The sequence below is a fragment of the Mycobacterium sp. GA-1285 genome (assembly GCF_001499905.1).
Classification (GTDB): Bacteria; Actinomycetota; Actinomycetes; order Mycobacteriales; family Mycobacteriaceae; genus Mycobacterium.
The window spans coordinates 112,207-129,922 of record NZ_LQIS01000034.1 but is presented as its reverse complement, the minus strand read 5'-3'; the positions used below and the strand labels follow the sequence as shown (position 1 = coordinate 129,922).

Below are 17,716 nucleotides of genomic sequence, written 5' to 3'. Positions count from 1 at the left end.
GTTCCGGCCCCGACCGAGCCCGCGGGCGGGCCCATCTGGAGGGAGCACTCGATGGCGGCGATGAAGCCCCGGACCGGCGACGGTCCACTGGAAGCAACCAAGGAGGGGCGCGGCATCGTGATGCGGGTACCACTGGAAGGCGGCGGGCGACTTGTCGTCGAGCTGACCCCTGATGAGGCCGCCGCGCTCGGGGACGAACTGAAGAACGTCACGAGCTGACGGTTCAGAAAGTGGGCGGCTACGCCGCATTGCCCACTTTCTGGTAGATCTCGAGCGTCTGCTCGGCGATGTGGGCCCAGGAGAACTCCTGAATACAGCGCTGCCGCCCGGCCTCGCCGTACTGGCGGGCCCTCTCGGGGTCGGTGATCAGCTCGTTGACCGTCTCGGCCAACCGGGTCTCGTAAGCCCGCGCGTCCTGCGGGTCGTAGTGCACCAACCGCCCGGTGCGCCCGTCGGACACGACCTCCGGGATGCCGCCGACGTCGGACGCGACGACCGCCGTCGCGCACGCCATCGCCTCCAAGTTCACGATGCCCAGCGGCTCGTACACCGAGGGACATACGAAAACGGTTGCAGCAGAAAGTATTTCGCGAATCTTGACGATCGGGAGCATCTCGCGCACCCAGAAGACCCCGGTGCGGGCGTGCGACAGATGCTGAACCGCCTCGGTCACTTCGGCGGCGATCTCGGGCGTGTCGGGCGCTCCTGCGCACAGCACCAGCTGCACATCGGGGGCGAAGTCGTGCGCCGCGGCGATCAGATGTGCGACGCCCTTCTGCCGGGTGATCCGCCCGACGAACGCCACCATGGGTCGTGACGGGTCGACGCCGAGTTCGGCCAGCACCGATTCGCCCGGTTCCGCGCCGGCCGGATACCAGACCTCGGTGTCGATCCCGTTGCGCACCACGTGCACCCGATTCGGGTCCAAAGCGGGATAGGTGCGCAATACGTCCTCGCGCATACCGGAGCTGACCGCGATGACGGCGTCGGCCGCCTCCACCGCCGTCTTCTCCACCCAGGACGACACCCGGTAGCCGCCGCCGAGCTGTTCGGCCTTCCAGGGGCGCATCGGCTCCAGCGAGTGCGCGGTCAACACGTGCGGCACCCCGTAGAGCAGCGCGGCGAGGTGGCCGGCCAGACCGGTGTACCAGGTGTGGGAGTGCACGACGTCAGCCAGTGCGGCCGCGTTGACCATGTTGAGGTCGGCCGACAGCATCGAAAGCGCTGCGTTCGCGCCGAGCAGCGCCGGGTCGGGTTGCGCGACGATCGCGTCCGCACGCGGCGCACCCATGCAGTGGACGTCGACCTCGCAAAGGTGGCGCAGCTGAGCGACCAACTCGGTGACGTGCACCCCCGCCCCGCCGTAAACCTCGGGTGGATACTCCCGAGTCATCATCGCCACCCGCATGGTTTCGACCCTAATTACGCATGCAAGCCACCGCAGGACTGCATCGACGTCGGAATCGCCGGATCTGCGCGGGCACGTTGACTCGCCGCGGCAATGGGTAGCCCAGGATAGAAGCGGCCGATAGGTTTGAAGCATGAGGGAACTGCCACACGTGCTGGGCATCGTCCTGGCCGGCGGGGAGGGCAAGCGGCTCTACCCGTTGACCGCGGATCGAGCCAAGCCCGCCGTTCCCTTCGGCGGCGCCTACCGCCTGATCGACTTCGTGCTGTCGAATCTGGTCAATGCGCGGTATCTGCGGATTTGCGTGCTTACGCAATACAAGTCGCACTCGCTTGACCGTCACATCTCCCAGAACTGGCGACTGTCGGGTCTGGCAGGCGAGTACATCACGCCCGTTCCGGCTCAGCAGCGGCTCGGACCACGCTGGTACACCGGCTCGGCGGATGCGATCTACCAGTCGATGAACCTCATCTACGACGAGGATCCGGACTACATCGTCGTATTCGGCGCCGACCACGTGTACCGCATGGATCCCGAGCAGATGGTCCAGTTCCACATCGAGAGCGGCGCGGGTGCGACGGTCGCCGGTATCCGGGTGCCGCGTGCGGAGGCCACCGCGTTCGGGGTCATCGACTCCGACGAGTCCGGGCGCATCCGCAGCTTCGTCGAGAAGCCCGCCGATCCGCCGGGCACGCCGGACAACCCCGACGAGGCGTTCGTGTCGATGGGCAACTACATCTTCACCACCAAGGTGTTGATCGACGCGATTCGCGCCGACGCCGACGACGACCACTCGGACCACGACATGGGCGGCGACATCATCCCGCGTCTGGTCGACGACGGCATGGCCGCGGTGTACGACTTCAGCAACAACGAAGTGCCCGGTGCGACCGAGCGCGATCACGGCTACTGGCGCGACGTGGGAACCCTCGACGCGTTCTACGACGCGCACATGGATCTGGTGTCGGTGCACCCGGTGTTCAACCTCTACAACAAGCGCTGGCCGATCCGCGGTGAATCGGAGATGCTCGCGCCGGCGAAGTTCGTCAACGGCGGCTCGGCTCAGGAGTCGGTCGTGGGTGCCGGCAGCATCGTCTCGGCTGCGTCCGTTCGGAATTCGGTGTTGTCATCCAACGTCGTCGTCGACGACGGGGCGATCGTCGAGGGCAGCGTGATCATGCCCGGCGCCCGTATCGGTCGCGGCGCGGTGGTGCGCCACGCGATCTTGGACAAGAACGTGGTCGTGGGCCCGGGCGAGATGGTCGGGGTCGACCTCGACAAGGACCGCGAACGGTTCGCGATCAGCGCCGGGGGAGTGGTCGCGGTCGGCAAGGGCGTCTGGATCTGACCGGCTACCGCGAATCAGGATTCCTGGTCGCGATCACGACCCCGATTTCTCGCTCGCGCCGCTACGGCGGCGTCGCCGCAGGATCCGCACCGCCAGCCACGCCAACACCACGACGGCCACCAACACCAGCACCGGCACCAGGATCGCGACGAAGACCAGTCCCACGCTGACGCTGTCCTCGACCGTGCTCAGCACCGGTGCGGCCACCCCGGCGGTGGCGACGTTGGCCGCCGGACGCACCGTCGACTTGGTCAGCGACACCGCCAACGCGACGACGACGCCGATCACCACCGGAATCCACCGCCCGGACTCGGCGAACGCACCGGGATCGGTGACCGCAGACGTCTGCGCCGCGGTGCCCGAACCGAACACGATGCCGCCCGCCGTCGGGCGGACGAATGTCTGGACGGCATCGTTGACACTGTCGAGGGCGGGGACCTTGTCGGCGACGATCTCGACGACCAGCAGCGTCGCGACGATCGCCATCACCCAACCGTTCTCCAGCCAAGCCCAACCGGCGGGGAGGACGACGAGGTCGGTGAACCGCGACAGCAGGCCGAGCGCCAGCAGCGGGATATAGGCGTTGAGCCCCGCCGCGGTCGCCAGGCCCAGGCCCGTCAGCAGTTCCACATCCGCATTATCGGCCGAAGCCCGCCGACGCGGAGGCGGCCTCACCAAACATGCGGCACAAGGCGATAGCGCACCTGATCCATGTACCCGGAGTATCCGGCCAATTGCTGTTTCAGCATCGACTCCTCGTCGAGGATCCTCGCGACCAGCACCGGCACAGTCGGGACGACTGCCAGCAACCCCCAATACGAGTCCAGCGCGAGCGGGGTCCCGACCATCATGATCAGCGTGCCGGCGTACATCGGGTGGCGCACCACGCCGTACAGTCCCGTCGAGACCAGCCGTTGTCCCGACTCGACCGTGATAGTCGCTGCGGCGTAGTTGTTTTCGATGATGACGAGCTGAGAAAGCGTCAGACCCGTCCATACCAGCACATCGCCGAGTACCACCACCGCCGTCGGCACCGTCGACCACCCGAAGCGATGGTCGAGCGCACTGACCACCAGCACGACGACCACCATCAGCACGAGCAACGCGATGAGGACCCGTTGCACCGGTCGCGCTTCGGCGAACGGGCCCGCTTTCATCCGGCGGCGCAACGCGTCGGGACGTTTGACGACGAGGTAGATGCTCGGCCCCATCGTGCCGACGATGAACACGCCGATGAAAACCCAAGCGTGCCAATAGTCGAACGTTCCGGCCGGCAGAAACAATGCCGCGGCGAAGAACACGAATCCGAAGACAACCGATGCCAGCGCCTGCAGGGCAGTTTTCATGGCACCTTCCCTCACACCACGTCGCGGCGCCGGTACAGGGCAGCCGCAACCCACGTCAATGCGGCGGCGACGACGACCAAGACGACGAGCGCGGTCACCGGAAATTCCCCCGGAGCCGTGGTGCGGCTGACCGGTGACAGGTCGATCACCCACCGAGGCAACCGCAGCAACGCCCCGAGGTACAGCGAGACGGCGACGAACGCAACGGCCAGCCACGCCAGCCAGGGTCGCCGCACCGCGACGGCGAACGCCGCCACACCCGCCATCACGGCCATGGCCGGAACGAAAGCCAGCGCTGCCAAGGTCAACCGCGGAACGGTCGCCGGCTCACCGATGGTGACGCCTGCGCCCAGCCCATTGCCGAGGCCCGCGAAGAACATCAGCACCGTCGAGCCGATCACCGCCGACGCGACCGCCGTGGACAGCCAGCGCCACCGCGACACCGACCCGGCCAGCACCACCTCCCCGAGCCCTCGCTCCTCGTCGGTGTACACCCGCAACACGGCGGCGACGGCGTAGGCGCTCGCCGCGGTTGCGAGGAACTGCGTCATTGTGGTGTAGACACTGTCGATGCCCTGCTGCGCGATCACCAGTCGAATCACCTCGTTGGTCTCGGACGCGTCGAGCAGGGATCTGGTCATCGACCCGAAGGCGAGGCCGCCCAGGAACAACCCGATACTCCAGGCGACGGTCTGACCGCGTTGCAGCGTCAAGTGCAGGCCTACGACGCCGTGGATCGGTCGTGCGCCGGGGCGTTCGCCGGTCGACGGCAGCGTGCCGTCGTCGTACTGCCGTCTGCCCTCCAACACCGCGGCCAGCACAACAAGGGCGACGGTGAGCGCGACCAGCAGGGCGAGCGGCCACCACCGCAAGTCGACGAACGCGCGCATCTGCTGGGCCCACGCGATCGGCGAGAACCAGCTCAAAGCACTGCCCGAGTTGTCGATGACGTCGCCGATCCCGCGGACCAGCGCGGCAACCGCCAATGCAGCCATCGCCGCCCCGGTCGCGGTTCGCGCCTGCCGCCATAACTGCGCGGTGACGGCTGCGACGGCACCGAACACCATCGCGACGCCGGTGACACCGGCGCACAATGCCACGGCGTCGACGACGCCGAACCCGCTGACGGTCGTCGCCAGCGCCATCGTCACCGTCAGCACGACGTTGACGGCACCGACCAAGAGCAGCGCCGCCGCGGTCCGAGCGTATCTGCCGACGACCGACGACAGCACCAACTCCGCTGCGCCGCTTTCCTCTTCGGCCCGCGTGTGGCGTATCACGGTGAGAATGGCCAGAATCGAGGTCGCGACAATCAGCGTCATCGTCATCTCGTTCGCCATCATCGCACCGATGTCGGTTTCGTTGCCGCCGAACATCGGCCCGCCCAACATAATCCCGGCAGGCGTCTTCATCAGGTTCACCCGCGAGAGGCGTTGCGCCTCTTCCGGATAGGCGAGTCTGACCGCAGCGGGCGCGTAGGCCATCAGCAGCGTCAGCACGGCCACCCAGATGCCGAGCCTTACCCGGTCGCGGCTCAGCGCGAGGCGCAGCAACAGCGCGGTGCCGGTCCACACCGATTGGGTGCGCCGTGCCGGACGCCGGGCGCCAACAGCGGCGGTCATCGCACGTACTCCCGCAGGAACATGTCTTCGAGCGAGGCCGGCGTGACGGTCAGGTCGATGATTCCGAGGTCGCTGAGATGGCCCATCGCGAGATCGAGGTCGTGGCGGTCGACCGAGAAGACGTAGTGGCCGTCGGTGATGGCGAAGTCGTGCGCGAAGGGGGCCTGGCGGAGCCGTCGACCGTCCTGGCGGGTGCGGACGGAAATGGTCGTGCGCATCAGGTGTCGCAACTCGTCGAGGGCACCGGACCGCACGGTCCGGCCGGCGCGGATGATCGTGACGTGGTCGCAGAGCTTCTCGACCTCGGCCAGGATGTGACTGGACAGCAATACCGCCGCGCCGAGCTCGGCGACTTCTGCGACACAGTTCTGAAAGACCCTCTCCATCAATGGATCCAGGCCTGAGGTCGGCTCGTCGAGGATGTAGAGCTCGGCGTTGGTCGAGAACGCGGCGACGATCGCGACCTTCTGCCGATTGCCCTTGGAGTACGTGCGGGCCTTCTTGTGCGGATCGAGTTCGAAGCGCTCGATCAGCTGATCGCGGCGAACCTTGTCCACGCCGTTGCCGCGAAGCCGGGCCAGAAAGTCGATAGCCTGCAGCCCGGTCAGGTTGGGCCACAACGTCACATCGCCCGGCACGTAGGCGATGCGCCGGTGCAACTCCACCGCGTCGCGCCACGGATCGCCGCCGAGCAGCCGCACCGAGCCGCTGTCGGCCCGCAACAGCCCGAGCAGCACGCGCAGCGTCGTCGACTTGCCCGCACCGTTCGGGCCGAGGAACCCGGTGATCTGTCCGGAGGTGACGGTGAGGTCCAACCCGTCGAGCGCCTTGGTGTGTCCGAAAGCCTTGACGAGCCCGCGGATTTCGACTGCCGCGTCGTCAGTTCGCCGCGGCCTTGCGATCTGAGCCGTCATCGCGGTCTCCTTCCTTCAGGGTGCTGAACGGGACGCCCTTCTCGCGTTGTGCGAGGAAGGCTTCGTACATCGTCGAATCGGTCATCAACCCTTCGGAGTAGAGCTCGAGGGCCGGTAGCACCATCTCCTCGGCGTAGTCGCGAAGCGCTTCGCGCAGGTCACCGGACGGGTGCAGTTGCAGATACAGCAAGAAGCCCCCGCCGCTGGCCATCGACAGGAACCTGGCCCTGGCCCGTGGATCACGGCTCGGCTTGAGCAAGCCGGAGCGAACGCCGTCGTCGAGGTAGCGCTCGGCGTTGTCGATCATCTGTTGCCAGAACCCCTTGGCGAGCTCGGTGCCGGACTGCAGGCTGCGCACCAGGTAGGCCATCAACGGCGCGTAGGACTCGATGTCGGCCATCTGGGTCAGCCAGGTGGCGGGGTCGTGCGTCTGCAGCGACCCCGACTTCGCCTCCCGGATCACTTCGGCGACGTAGGCGTCACATGCCCTGCGCAGGCCCTGCTTCGAGCCGAAGTGATGAATGACCAGCGGCGCCGAGACTCCGGCCGCCTCGCCGATCGCGCGAAGCCCGACCGCGAAGCCGTGTTGGCCCCACTGTTCGATCGCTGCGTCGCGGATTCGCGCGGCGGCGGTTCGATCTTCGGGTACTGAACGCATGTTCAGTATGCTAAACGGCTGTTCAGTACGCGGTCAAGGGGATGGTCGCGAGCATTGCGGTTGGTTGTGAATCAGTCGCGTGCGGCGGCGAGCAGCCCGTCGCCCAAGGGGATCAACACCGGCGTGAGCCGTTCGTCTTCGGCGATCAGCCGGGTGGCCTCGCGTACGGCCGCAACCTCGGCGTCGTTGGCGGTGGCGTCGCCGGCGCGGCCCCCGAGCGCGGCGCGGTGCAAGACGATCGCGCCGCCCGGACGCAACAACCGGACACCTTCGGCGACGAATTGCGGCTGGTCCAACGGATCGGCATCGACGAACACCAGGTCATAAGACTCGTCGGCGAGGCGGGTCAGCACTTCTTGAGCGCGTCCGCTGATCAGCCGGCTGCGCCCCGGGCCGATCCCGGCCTCGCTGAACGCCTGTTTGGCGATGCGCTGATGCTCTGGTTCGACGTCGATGGTGGTCAACACACCGTCTTCACGCATACCCGACAGCAGCCACAGGCCACTGACCCCGGCGCCCGTGCCGACTTCCACGACGGCCTTGGCGGAGGTCAGCTTGGCGAACACGCAGAGCAAGGCGCCGACGGCGGGAGTGACGGCGCCCGCGCCGATGTCGAGCGCGCGTTCGCGCGCCGCAGCGACAATGGCGTCCTCGGAGATGGACTGCTCGGCGTGCAACACGATGGATTCGGCACGACTGTGCGGCCCAATGACGTCGTCGGTGCCGGCCATGCCCGCAGCGTAGCCAACCGGTGGGGGCCAGCATCGCGACACGCCCGTTCCCGTCGACCGGATCGCACGAATTCTCAATGGGTTCACGCACGTCGGAAATGGGTAGAAAAGCTTTCTCAGGAAATGTTCAGTTTGCTCATATGCCAGGCACGGAACGGTCGGAGACGGTATGTCCCATGGAAAACGGCGGACGTTGGCATCCCGGGGACCTACCAGGGAATACCTACGCGGATCTCCGCGTTTTGGGCAGTAGCGAACCGCCGCACCGTGATGGCGGCTGTGACCAGGAGGATCTGACGACCACCATCAAGATGGCGCCGACTTCGATGTCCCATCTCGAACAGTTCAGGGACGGCGAGTGGGTCGAGCCTTCCGACGAAATGACCGGCACCGCGGTGTTCGACGCCACGGGCGACAAATCGACCATGCCCTCGTGGGACGAGCTGGTGCGCCAGCACGCCGACCGGGTGTACCGGCTGGCTTATCGTCTGTCGGGTAATCAGCACGACGCCGAGGACCTCACGCAGGAGACGTTCATCCGCGTGTTCCGGTCCCTGCAGAACTACCAGCCGGGCACCTTCGAGGGCTGGCTGCACCGCATCACCACGAACCTGTTCCTGGACATGGTGCGCAGGCGCGGGCGCATCCGCATGGAGGCGCTGCCCGAGGACTACGACCGGGTCCCCGCCGACGATCCGAACCCCGAGCAGATCTACCACGACTCGCGGCTCGGCCCTGACCTGCAGGCGGCGCTGGATTCGTTGCCGCCGGAGTTTCGCGCCGCCGTCGTGCTGTGCGACATCGAGGGACTGTCCTACGAGGAGATCGGCGCGACGCTCGACGTCAAGCTGGGTACCGTGCGCAGCCGTATCCACCGCGGTAGGCAGGCCCTTCGCGACTACCTGGCCAACCACGGCGAGACCGCCTCGTCGGCTCGCCCCGGCGACGCGGCCAAGACGGCCTGACATTCGCGGGCTTGCGCACGGCGCGCCGCGCTACATTCGAATTGACGCCGTGACACGCAGTGAGAGGAGCTGGGCGATGGTCGACCCGGGACACGTGTTCCGTCGGGCCTTCTCGTGGTTGCCCTCCCAGTTCGCCTCCCAGAGCGACGCGCCGGTCGGCCCGCGACAGTTCGGCTCCACCGAACACCTCTCGACAGAGGCCGTCGCCGCCTTCGTCGACGGTGAACTACGGCTGACGCCCCACCTTCGCGCCGCCCACCACTTGTCGTTGTGTCCGCAGTGCGCGGCGGAGGTCGAAGCCCAGCGGCAGGCGCGCGCGGCGTTGCGGGAATCCCGGCCGGTCGCCATGCCGAGCTCACTGCTGGGGCTGTTGTCTGAGATCCCGCGCCACGCTCCGCCGGAGCCGCCCGTCGAGTCGCCGCAGTCACAGTTTGCTGACAGCGCACAACGTCTTCGACGTAAGCGCCGGTAGGGTAAGTGCGAACACGAGCAGCGATCCGCGCCGGCATAGGCGGGCGCTTTCACAGAGGGTGATGACCGGGTGACCAATCTGGACCAGAGCAGGCGCGAACGCCTGGACCCCCGCCCCGTCTCGCGGCCGCCCGTCGATCCGGCGGCGCAGCGCGCGTTCGGCAGGCCCAACGGCGTCGAAGGTTCGTTCGTGGGGCTCGACAAGTATCGCGACCAAGGCGAGTTCACGCCAACCAACCAGCCACCCGATCCGGTGCTGGCCGAGGCGTTCGGCAAGCCTTATCCCGGCGGCGACTCGCTGCAGCGCCATCCCGCCGATGCGGGCGCGCTCGAGGCTGAGCGCGACCAGGACGCCGACGACGTGGCCGCCGACCCATGGCGGGATCCGTCGGCACCTGCCGCTCTGGGAGCCCCCGCCGTCCACGAGCCGCCGCGGACCCAGGCCAATGTGCCCACCGGCAAGTTGGGCGTGCGCGACGTGCTGTTCGGCGGCAGGGTGTCCTACGTCGCGCTGGCGGTGTTGGCCATCATCGCCCTGGTGATCGGTTTCGCAGGCGGGTGGGTGGGCCGCAAGACCGCCGAGGTGGTTGAGGCGTTCACCACGTCGAAGGTCACGCTGAACACCTCCGACAGCGGCCCGCCGCCCGAGGGTCAAATCGCCAAAGTCGCTGCAGCCGTTGCTGATTCGGTGGTGACGGTGGAGGCGACCAGTGATCAGGAGGGTTCGCAGGGCTCCGGCGTCGTCATCGACGGACGCGGTTACATCGTGACCAACAACCACGTGATCTCCGAGGCCGCGAACAACCCGAGCAAGTACAAGATGAAGATCGTCTTCAACGACGGCAAAGAGGTGCCCGCCAACCTCGTGGGCCGCGACCCGAAAACCGACCTGGCCGTGCTGAAGGTCGACAACGTGGACAACCTGACCGTCGCTCAGATGGGCGATTCGGACAAGCTGCGCGTCGGCGACGAGGTGATTGCCGCGGGCGCCCCGCTGGGCCTGCGCAGCACCGTCACCGCCGGAATCATCAGCGCGCTGCACCGCCCGGTGCCGCTGTCGGGCGACGGCTCGGACACCGACACCGTGATCGACGGTCTGCAGACCGATGCGCCGATCAACCACGGCAACTCCGGTGGTCCCCTCATCGACATGAACGGCAACGTGATCGGCATCAACACCGCAGGTAAGTCGCTGTCCGACAGCGCCAGCGGGCTGGGGTTCGCGATCCCGATCAACGAGGTCAAGACGGTCGTCGATTCGCTCATCCGCGACGGCAAGATCGCGCACCCGACGCTGGGCCTGACCGCCCGCTCGGTCAGCAACGACATCGCCTCCGGCGCCCAGGTGGCCAACGTCAAGGCCGGCAGCCCGGCGGAGAAGGCGGGCATCCTCGAAAACGACGTCGTGGTCAAGGTCGGCGACCGGACAGTGGCAGACGCCGACGAGTTCGTCGTCGCCGTGCGTCAGCTCAAGATCGGCCAGGACGCGCCGATCGAGGTGATGCGTGACGGCCGGCGGGTGACACTGACCGTCAACCCCGGTCCCGACAACACCTAGCGATGTTCGCCAACATCGGCTGGGGCGAGATGATGATCCTGGTGATCGCCGGTTTGGTGATCCTGGGGCCTGAGCGGCTACCCGGCGCGATCCGGTGGACGACGGGCGCGCTGCGCCAAGCCCGCGATTACATCAGCGGCGCCACCAGCCAACTGCGCGAAGACCTCGGACCGGAGTTCGACGACCTGCGCGAGCCCTTGAGCGAGCTCAGCAAGTTGCGCGGTATGACGCCGCGCGCCGCGCTCACCAAACATCTGCTCGACGGGGACGACTCGATCTTCACCGGCAATTTCGACCGTAAGCAGACCGACAAACCGGTCTCCCCACCGGAGTCACCTCCGCAGTCGACGCCGTCCGCATCTCCGCACGCGCCGGCGACGACACCGTTCGACACCGACGCCACGTGACGGAGCGTGCGCGGGCTCAGATGAAGTAGTGCTCGTCGCCGGTCGGGAATCCGCCGCCGTTGGTGGCGATGTGGACATGGTCGAAGTGGTTGGCGGTCTCGTTGCCGTAGTCCGCCGTCCAACTGGGAGCCCCGACGCCGGGGTAGAAGCCCTGCCGCCAGATCACGTGGATCACACCCCAGCGCTTGGCGTTCGCCAACGCGATCCCGGCGATCTGGTTGCCGAGCGCGATGCCCTCTTCGCTGCCGTGGTTCGGGATCATCACGTCGATGGCCAGGCCATTGGGATGCCACGGCAGCGGATCCTGGCGATATCCGCCGATCGTCGTGACTTCGGGGAACAACACGCTGATCGCGCGGGCCACCCGAATGGTGTTGACCTGCAATCCGTTCTCGGGCGCAATGCCGGCGGGCAACTCGAACGGGGTGGCCGCGGTGGCGACAGGAGCACTGGCCGCGAGCAACTCCGCTTCGGTGGGCGTGTTGACCGGCGGGGCGGGCGCCGGCCGGGCATCCGGATGCCCGACCTGCTCGGCCGCGGGAGGAGTGGCCTGCGGTGCGGGCGGTTCCGCGGTCTGGGCGTAGAACAGGGCGACCGACAGCGTGATGGATGCGACGAGGGCCAGCAACTTGCCCCGCCCGTTGGCTAACATCGCCCCACCCACGAACAGCACTGTAACGCCTTGTCGAACAGGGTGTGACGGAGTTCGGTCTCGGACACGAGACCGTTATCGACCGGCCGGGTCCAGGCCCAGCGACATCCCCGCCAGTCCGCGCTTGCGGCTGGACAGGGCATCGGCGACGCTGCGCAGCTCCTTACCCGCCGCCGAGTCCGGCGCGTAGAGCACCAGCGGGACACCGGAGTCACCCGCGGTCACCAGAGCAGGGTCGAGCGGCACCTGGCCCAGCAACGGCACGTCGGCGCCGATCGCACGCGACAACCGCTCGGCGACCTGTTTGCCGCCGCCTTCACCGAAGATCTGCATGGTCGTGCCGTCGGGCAACGTCAGCCCGGACATGTTCTCCACCACGCCGACGATGCGCTGGCGGGTCTGCAGGGCGATCGCGCCGGCGCGTTCGGCCACCTCGGCGGCGGCTAGCTGGGGCGTCGTCACCACCAGGATCTCCGCGCCCGGGATCAGCTGGGCCACCGAGATCGCGACGTCGCCGGTGCCCGGCGGCAGGTCAAGCAGCAGCACGTCCAGGTCGCCCCAATACACGTCGGCGAGGAATTGCTGCAGTGCACGGTGCAGCATCGGGCCTCGCCAGACCACCGGGGTGTTGCCCTGCGTGAACATCGCGATGGAGATCACCCGCACGTCGTGGGCGACCGGCGGAACGATCATCGACTCGACCTGGGTGGGCCGGTCGGTGATGCCCATCATGCGGGGAACGGAGTGCCCGTAGATGTCGGCGTCGAGCACGCCGACCGATACGCCGCGGGCGGCCATCGCCGCGGCGAGGTTCACGGTGACGCTGGACTTGCCGACGCCACCCTTACCGGAGGCCACCGCGTAGACGCGGGTCAGCGAACCGGGCTGGGCGAACGGGATGACCGGCTCACGCGAATCGCCGCGCAGTTGCTTGCGCAATTCGGTGCGCTGTTCGTCGTTCATCACGTCGAGGCTGACCCGGACGGCGCCGGTTCCGGGGACGTCGGCGACGGCCCGGCCGACCTGATCGGAGATCTCCGTCTTCTTCGGGCAGGCAGCGGTGGTCAGGTAGACCTCGACATGGACCGCCCCGTCACGTTCGACGGTGACGTTCTTGACCATGCCGAGTTCGGTGATCGGCCGCCGCAGCTCGGGGTCGATCACCTTGGCCAGCGCGCGACGGATCGCGGCTTCCAGCTCAGGGGGTGTTTGAGACATCACCGTCGAGTCTAGGCCGACTCGGCGGTGGCCCTTAACCGGCCGGACCGGGAGCCGGGCCCGGTTGGGCCACCGGTCCGGGAGCCGGACCCGGCTGAGCCGCCGGACCGGGCGCGGGTGCCGGACCCGGTGCTTGAGCCGGACTCGGTGCACCCACGGCGGGAGCCGGCGCGGGTCCCGGCTGCGGAGCCCCCGCCAGAGCGGGCGGCGCCAGTGGCGCCGGGCCGGGCGGGAGCATCTGCTGGGCGACCGCAGGCCCGCCGAGAGCCGGTTGCAGCGGTGGCGCCGGGTTGTCCTCGATGCAGAACACCGCGCACTCGGGCCGCTGCGGCTGCATCCACGGCGGTGTCCATGGCGGCGGTGTCGCCGGCGCCTGCGGTGTCGCCGGTGCCTGCGGCGCCGGTCCGGGCAGGGGTCCAAGCCGCTGACCAGGGGCGAAGCCCGGCATATTGCCCATCTGACTGGCCACCGCATCGCGCTCGAGCAGCGGCATCAACGCCAACGGATCGCCGGCGGGCAGCCCCAACGCGTTGAGGGGCAGACCCGGCCCCAGGCCCTGGTATTCCTTCAGATCGGTGAGATGCACGTTGGTGGTGGTCGACGTCTCTTCCAGCGTCGGAACCGATCCGGTGATCGGAGGAAGGTCCATCGGCACGACGCCCGTCGCGTAGGCCGCGGCCCAGCCCAGCACGTTGCGCGCGTAGGCCACGGAGTTGTTGTACCGCAGGATCGCCGACATGACGTGGTTCGGGTCGCGCAGGTTCAGGTTGCCGCTGCACAGGTAGCGGGCGGCGGCCAGCGACGAGTCGAACAGGTTCTGCACCTCGGCCTTGCCGTCGCCGTCGCCGTCGGAGGCGTACCGCGACCAGGTGCCGGGGAGGAACTGCATGGGTCCCATGGCGCGGGCGTAGGTGACCCGGTCGGCAACGCGGCTTTGCACGATGACCTCGTTACCGGGGAGCGTGCCGTCGAGAGCAGGCCCGAAGATGGGGCGGATGGCGGTGCCGCGGGCGTCGGTTGCGCCTCCGTTGGCATGCATCGACTCGATGCGCCCGATACCTGCCAACAGGTTCCAGCTGAGGCCGCAGCCGGGGTACGCCGAGGCCATGATGCGCTCGGCATTGCGATATGCCGATAATGCCATTCCTGGAATGCCAAGTGCGCCAGGCGAATTCACCACCGCGGCGGGCGGAGGAGCGGATACCGTCGAGGCGGCGATGTGGAAGGCCATCGGCTCCTTGGCGACGGCGACCACCGATGCGCCCGCCCGGGATCCCGGTGACGGTTCGACGGCGGCCAGTGGCGTCACCGCGGCATCCGAGGTCGGCGTGAGCGGAGAAGGCGCCGAGGCGCCGACGCTGCCGGCCAGGATGATCGGGGTGATGATGGCGACGCCGATGCCGGCGCGCATGCGGTTGGCGGATGCCAGCTTCTGCACTCGAGGGCCCGGGATACGCCGCAGACGCCCCGTTTGGCGTCGCACGGCCCTGAGGGCGGCTCCTCCCCTTATGTGCACTCAACCGTCCTAGGTTTGCGATCGCTTGTGAACCAAGTCACCATACCTACTCAATAACCGCCGCGTTGCAGCAATTCGTTAGCTACCCGCACCAAACTTTTTGGCCCGACGGTCGCCCTGGTCGCTCCGGCCGCGGTCATCGGGGCCTGTTTCGCCCGGCGATGGCTGCATTGCGGCCAGCATCTCTCGCATCTCCTCGAGCTCTCTGCGCAGGTAGTCGCGGGTGACGACCTCGCCGATCGCAAGCCGCAGCGCGGCCAGTTCACGAGCCAGGTACTCGGTGTCGGCCTTGGTCTGCAGCGCACGCCGGCGGTCTTCGTCCAGTGACACGCGGTCCCGGTTCTCCTGACGGTTCTGGGCCAGCAGGATCAGCGGTGCCGCATATGCCGCCTGGGTGGAGAAAGCCAGGTTGAGCAGGATGAACGGGTACGGGTCCCAGCGCAACCCGACCGCGAAGAGGTTCAGCGCGATCCAGACGATGACAATGATGGTCTGCCAGGCCAGGTACCGGCCGGTGCCGAGGAACCGGGCGATCGACTCGCTGAAGTTGCCGACCGCGTCGTGGTCGACGTTGAACGAGAACCGTCGCCGCGTGGCCAGCGGGGTGTCGAGTCGGCTGCGATCGGTCATGAGGTGCCTTCGGCGCCGGTGAGCTCGGGCTCCTCGGTCTCGCGCCAGTCGTGGGGCAGCAGGTGGTCGAGCACGTCGTCGACCGAGACGGCGCCCAGCAAGTGGTTCTCCTCGTCGACGACCGGCCCGCACACCAGGTTGTAGGCCGCGAAGTAGCGCGTCACCGCGCCCAGCGAGTCATCGGGGGACAGGTTGGGCAGATCGGTGTCCACGATTCCGCTGACCAGATCGGCCGGCGGCTCGCGCAGCAGGCGCTGAAGGTGCACACAGCCCAGGTAGTGACCGGTGGGCGTGGCCGTCGGGGGACGGGTGACGAAGACCAACGAGGCCAACGCCGGGGTGAGGTCGGGGTCGCGGACCCGGGCGAGCGCCTCGGCGACGGTGGTGTCCGGTGCCAGAACCACAGGCTCGGACGTCATCAACCCCCCGGCGGTGTCAGGGGAGTGCGCCAGTAGGCGGCGGACGTCCTCGGAATCCTCGGGATCCATGCGGCGCAGGAACTGCTCGGCATCGGTCGGCGCCATCGACCCGAGCAGATCGGCCGCGTCGTCGGGGTCCATTGCCTCGAGAACGTCCGCGGCCCGGTCGGCGGGCAGCCGCCTGAGCACATCGAGCTGGTCGTCTTCGGGCAATTCCTGCAGCACGTCGGCCAGCCGCTCGTCGTCGAGGGCGTTGACCAGCTCGTAGCGCCGCTTGGGGGGCAGTTCCCGGATGGCCTCGGCCACCTCGACGGCGCGCTGGCCCTCGAACTGATCAAGCAGTTGCGCAACCCCCTGGCCGGGCATCGCGAGTCCGGACGGCGTCAGCCCTTGAACGTGCTGCCAATCCACCACGTGCACATTGACACGCCTGCCCAGCCGCCGGTGCGGGCGGACCGCGACCTTCGTGACCATCCAGTCGCGGGTGCGCGTCTGTTCGATGCCCAGGTCGACGACGATGACGTCGACGTTGGCCAGCTGCGGCAGGTCGGGATCGTCGACGCGAACCCGGGTTTCGATCACCTGGCCCAGCACGAGCACCTCGCCGGGACGCTGGGCGAATCGACGCAACGACACACTGCCCGTGGCAAGCGTCACGGCACCGGGATCGATCGACGTGACCCGCAGGATCGGAACGAAAATCCTTCGCCGCGTGAGCAATTCGACAACCAAGCCGAGTACGCGCGGTTGCTGGCGGACCAGGCTGATGCTGACCACCACATCACGGACACGGCCGATGGACTCGCCGTCGGGGCCCAAGACCACCATTCCCGCGAGACGGGCCGCATAGACCCTGTTGACCGCCGCCATGCATCAAAGGGTAGAGAGTGTGGTTGTGGAAAACCGGTATCGACCCCGCCGAACGGTGCTTTCCGTTCCCGGGAGCAGCGCGAAGATGGTCGAGAAGGCGAAAACCCTGTCCGCCGACGAGGTGTTCCTCGATCTCGAGGACGCCGTTGCACCTGAGGCCAAAGCCGAGGCCCGTACGCGGGCGGCGACCGCTCTGGCGGAGCCTGGGTGGGCCGGTCAGCTGCGCGGTGTGCGCGTCAACGACTGGACCACGCCGTGGACCTACGCCGACATCATCGAGGTGGTGTCGACTGCCGGTGCCGCGTTGGACATCGTGGTTCTGCCCAAGGTCAGCGACGCCTCACACATTCAGGCGCTGCACTTGTTGCTGAGCCAGCTCGAGGCCACTCACGACCTGCCCGTCGGGGGCATCGGCATCGAGGCGCAGATCGAGAATGCGCAGGGCCTCACCAACATTGACGCGATCGCTGCCGCACCGCGGGTGCAGGCGCTGGTGCTGGGGCCCGCCGACATGGCGGCGAGTCTGAACATGCGCACGCTCGAGGTCGGTGAACAGCCGGAGGGGTATGACATCGGCGATGCGCACCATCACGTGCTGATGCGAATCCTCGTGGCGGCGCGCACGCACGGAGTGCTCGCTATCGACGGCCCCTACCTGAAAGTGCGCGACGTCGACGGCTTCCGCCGCGTCGCGGGCCGTTCCGCAGCCCTCGGATATGACGGCAAATGGGTACTGCACCCCGATCAGATCGCCGCAGGAAACGAGCTTTTCAGTCCCCGGCAGAAGGACTACGACCACGCCGAACTGATTCTGGAGGCCTACGAGTGGCACACCTCGCGCGCGGGCGGGGCCAGAGGCGCGGTCATGCTCGGCGACGAGATGATCGACGAGGCGAGCCGCAAGATGGCGCTGGTGATCGCCGGAAAGGGCCGCGCCGCAGGCATGCAGCGTCAAGGCGAGCCGTACCGTCCACCGCAGTGAC

The 17,716-nt window shown here is 67.8% G+C and carries 19 protein-coding genes; 7 read left to right on the top strand and 12 right to left on the bottom strand.

The window, feature by feature from the left end:
* Positions 1 to 51 precede the first annotated feature (51 nt).
* Positions 52 to 219, top strand: coding sequence for a DUF3117 domain-containing protein (locus tag AU193_RS22905; protein ID WP_005059648.1), 168 nt, complete (start codon positions 52 to 54; stop codon positions 217 to 219).
* A gap of 19 nt (positions 220 to 238) precedes the next feature.
* Here AU193_RS22905 and glgA read toward each other — a convergent pair whose 3' ends face one another.
* Positions 239 to 1,408: a glycogen synthase gene (glgA, locus tag AU193_RS16670; RefSeq protein ID WP_064423476.1), complete on the bottom strand. Its 1,170-nt coding sequence runs from the start codon at positions 1,406 to 1,408 to the stop codon at positions 239 to 241.
* Positions 1,409 to 1,541: 133 nt separating this feature from the next.
* Between glgA and glgC the strand changes: the two genes are divergently transcribed.
* Entirely contained in the window at positions 1,542 to 2,756 is a 1,215-nt protein-coding gene (gene glgC, locus AU193_RS16665; protein WP_064423475.1) for a glucose-1-phosphate adenylyltransferase, read from the top strand.
* Positions 2,757 to 2,789: 33 nt separating this feature from the next.
* Here glgC and AU193_RS16660 read toward each other — a convergent pair whose 3' ends face one another.
* The 6 genes from AU193_RS16660 to AU193_RS16635 form a co-directional block, all read right to left on the bottom strand.
* Positions 2,790 to 3,386, bottom strand: a complete 597-nt coding sequence (locus AU193_RS16660) for a DUF4126 domain-containing protein (protein WP_064423474.1) — start codon at positions 3,384 to 3,386, stop codon at positions 2,790 to 2,792.
* Between the two features lie 41 nt (positions 3,387 to 3,427).
* Positions 3,428 to 4,102 (bottom strand): isoprenylcysteine carboxylmethyltransferase family protein, encoded by a 675-nt coding sequence (locus AU193_RS16655; RefSeq protein ID WP_064423473.1) that lies wholly within the window; start codon positions 4,100 to 4,102, stop codon positions 3,428 to 3,430.
* A gap of 11 nt (positions 4,103 to 4,113) precedes the next feature.
* A complete protein-coding gene (locus AU193_RS16650; RefSeq protein WP_064423472.1) occupies positions 4,114 to 5,724 on the bottom strand; it encodes an ABC transporter permease in 1,611 nt (536 codons plus the stop codon).
* On the bottom strand, positions 5,721 to 6,638 hold the full coding sequence (locus tag AU193_RS16645; protein WP_064423471.1) for an ABC transporter ATP-binding protein: 918 nt from the start codon (positions 6,636 to 6,638) through the stop codon (positions 5,721 to 5,723). The genes AU193_RS16650 and AU193_RS16645 overlap by 4 nt, the downstream gene beginning before the upstream one ends.
* Positions 6,604 to 7,296: a TetR/AcrR family transcriptional regulator gene (locus AU193_RS16640; RefSeq protein ID WP_064423470.1), complete on the bottom strand. Its 693-nt coding sequence runs from the start codon at positions 7,294 to 7,296 to the stop codon at positions 6,604 to 6,606. The genes AU193_RS16645 and AU193_RS16640 overlap by 35 nt, the downstream gene beginning before the upstream one ends.
* 71 nt (positions 7,297 to 7,367) lie before the next feature.
* A complete protein-coding gene (locus AU193_RS16635) occupies positions 7,368 to 8,027 on the bottom strand; it encodes an O-methyltransferase (RefSeq protein WP_064423469.1) in 660 nt (219 codons plus the stop codon).
* A gap of 176 nt (positions 8,028 to 8,203) precedes the next feature.
* Here AU193_RS16635 and sigE point away from each other — a divergent pair, with 176 nt between their 5' ends.
* The 4 genes from sigE to tatB all read left to right on the top strand — a co-directional run bounded on the left by sigE (position 8,204) and on the right by tatB (position 11,428).
* A complete protein-coding gene (sigE, locus tag AU193_RS16630; RefSeq protein WP_064423468.1) occupies positions 8,204 to 8,992 on the top strand; it encodes an RNA polymerase sigma factor SigE in 789 nt (262 codons plus the stop codon).
* 76 nt (positions 8,993 to 9,068) lie between these two features.
* Positions 9,069 to 9,464, top strand: a complete 396-nt coding sequence (gene rseA / locus AU193_RS16625) for an anti-sigma E factor RseA (RefSeq protein ID WP_064423467.1) — start codon at positions 9,069 to 9,071, stop codon at positions 9,462 to 9,464.
* A gap of 69 nt (positions 9,465 to 9,533) precedes the next feature.
* Positions 9,534 to 11,021, top strand: coding sequence for a S1C family serine protease (locus AU193_RS16620; protein ID WP_064423466.1), 1,488 nt, complete (start codon positions 9,534 to 9,536; stop codon positions 11,019 to 11,021).
* A gap of 2 nt (positions 11,022 to 11,023) precedes the next feature.
* A complete protein-coding gene (gene tatB, locus AU193_RS16615) occupies positions 11,024 to 11,428 on the top strand; it encodes a Sec-independent protein translocase protein TatB (RefSeq protein WP_064423465.1) in 405 nt (134 codons plus the stop codon).
* 16 nt (positions 11,429 to 11,444) lie between these two features.
* Here tatB and AU193_RS16610 read toward each other — a convergent pair whose 3' ends face one another.
* The 5 genes from AU193_RS16610 to AU193_RS16590 all read right to left on the bottom strand — a co-directional run bounded on the left by AU193_RS16610 (position 11,445) and on the right by AU193_RS16590 (position 16,733).
* Complete coding sequence (locus AU193_RS16610) at positions 11,445 to 12,080, bottom strand: hypothetical protein (RefSeq protein ID WP_064423598.1); 636 nt, start codon at positions 12,078 to 12,080, stop codon at positions 11,445 to 11,447.
* A 75-nt stretch (positions 12,081 to 12,155) separates the two neighbouring features.
* Positions 12,156 to 13,298, bottom strand: a complete 1,143-nt coding sequence (locus AU193_RS16605) for an Mrp/NBP35 family ATP-binding protein (protein ID WP_064423464.1) — start codon at positions 13,296 to 13,298, stop codon at positions 12,156 to 12,158.
* Between the two features lie 34 nt (positions 13,299 to 13,332).
* The gene (locus tag AU193_RS16600) at positions 13,333 to 14,814 is read right to left on the bottom strand and encodes a lytic transglycosylase domain-containing protein (protein ID WP_064423463.1); all 1,482 of its coding nucleotides are present in this window, start codon (positions 14,812 to 14,814) and stop codon (positions 13,333 to 13,335) included.
* A 78-nt stretch (positions 14,815 to 14,892) separates the two neighbouring features.
* Positions 14,893 to 15,444 carry a DUF1003 domain-containing protein gene (locus AU193_RS16595; RefSeq protein WP_064423462.1) on the bottom strand — a complete coding sequence of 184 codons (552 nt, stop codon included), beginning with the start codon at positions 15,442 to 15,444 and terminating at the stop codon, positions 14,893 to 14,895.
* On the bottom strand, positions 15,441 to 16,733 hold the full coding sequence (locus tag AU193_RS16590) for a magnesium transporter MgtE N-terminal domain-containing protein (protein WP_064423461.1): 1,293 nt from the start codon (positions 16,731 to 16,733) through the stop codon (positions 15,441 to 15,443). Before AU193_RS16590 ends, AU193_RS16595 begins: the two co-directional genes overlap by 4 nt.
* Before the next feature lie 25 nt (positions 16,734 to 16,758).
* Here AU193_RS16590 and AU193_RS16585 point away from each other — a divergent pair, with 25 nt between their 5' ends.
* Positions 16,759 to 17,715, top strand: a complete 957-nt coding sequence (locus AU193_RS16585; protein ID WP_156425253.1) for a CoA ester lyase — start codon at positions 16,759 to 16,761, stop codon at positions 17,713 to 17,715.
* Position 17,716 lies beyond the last annotated feature (1 nt).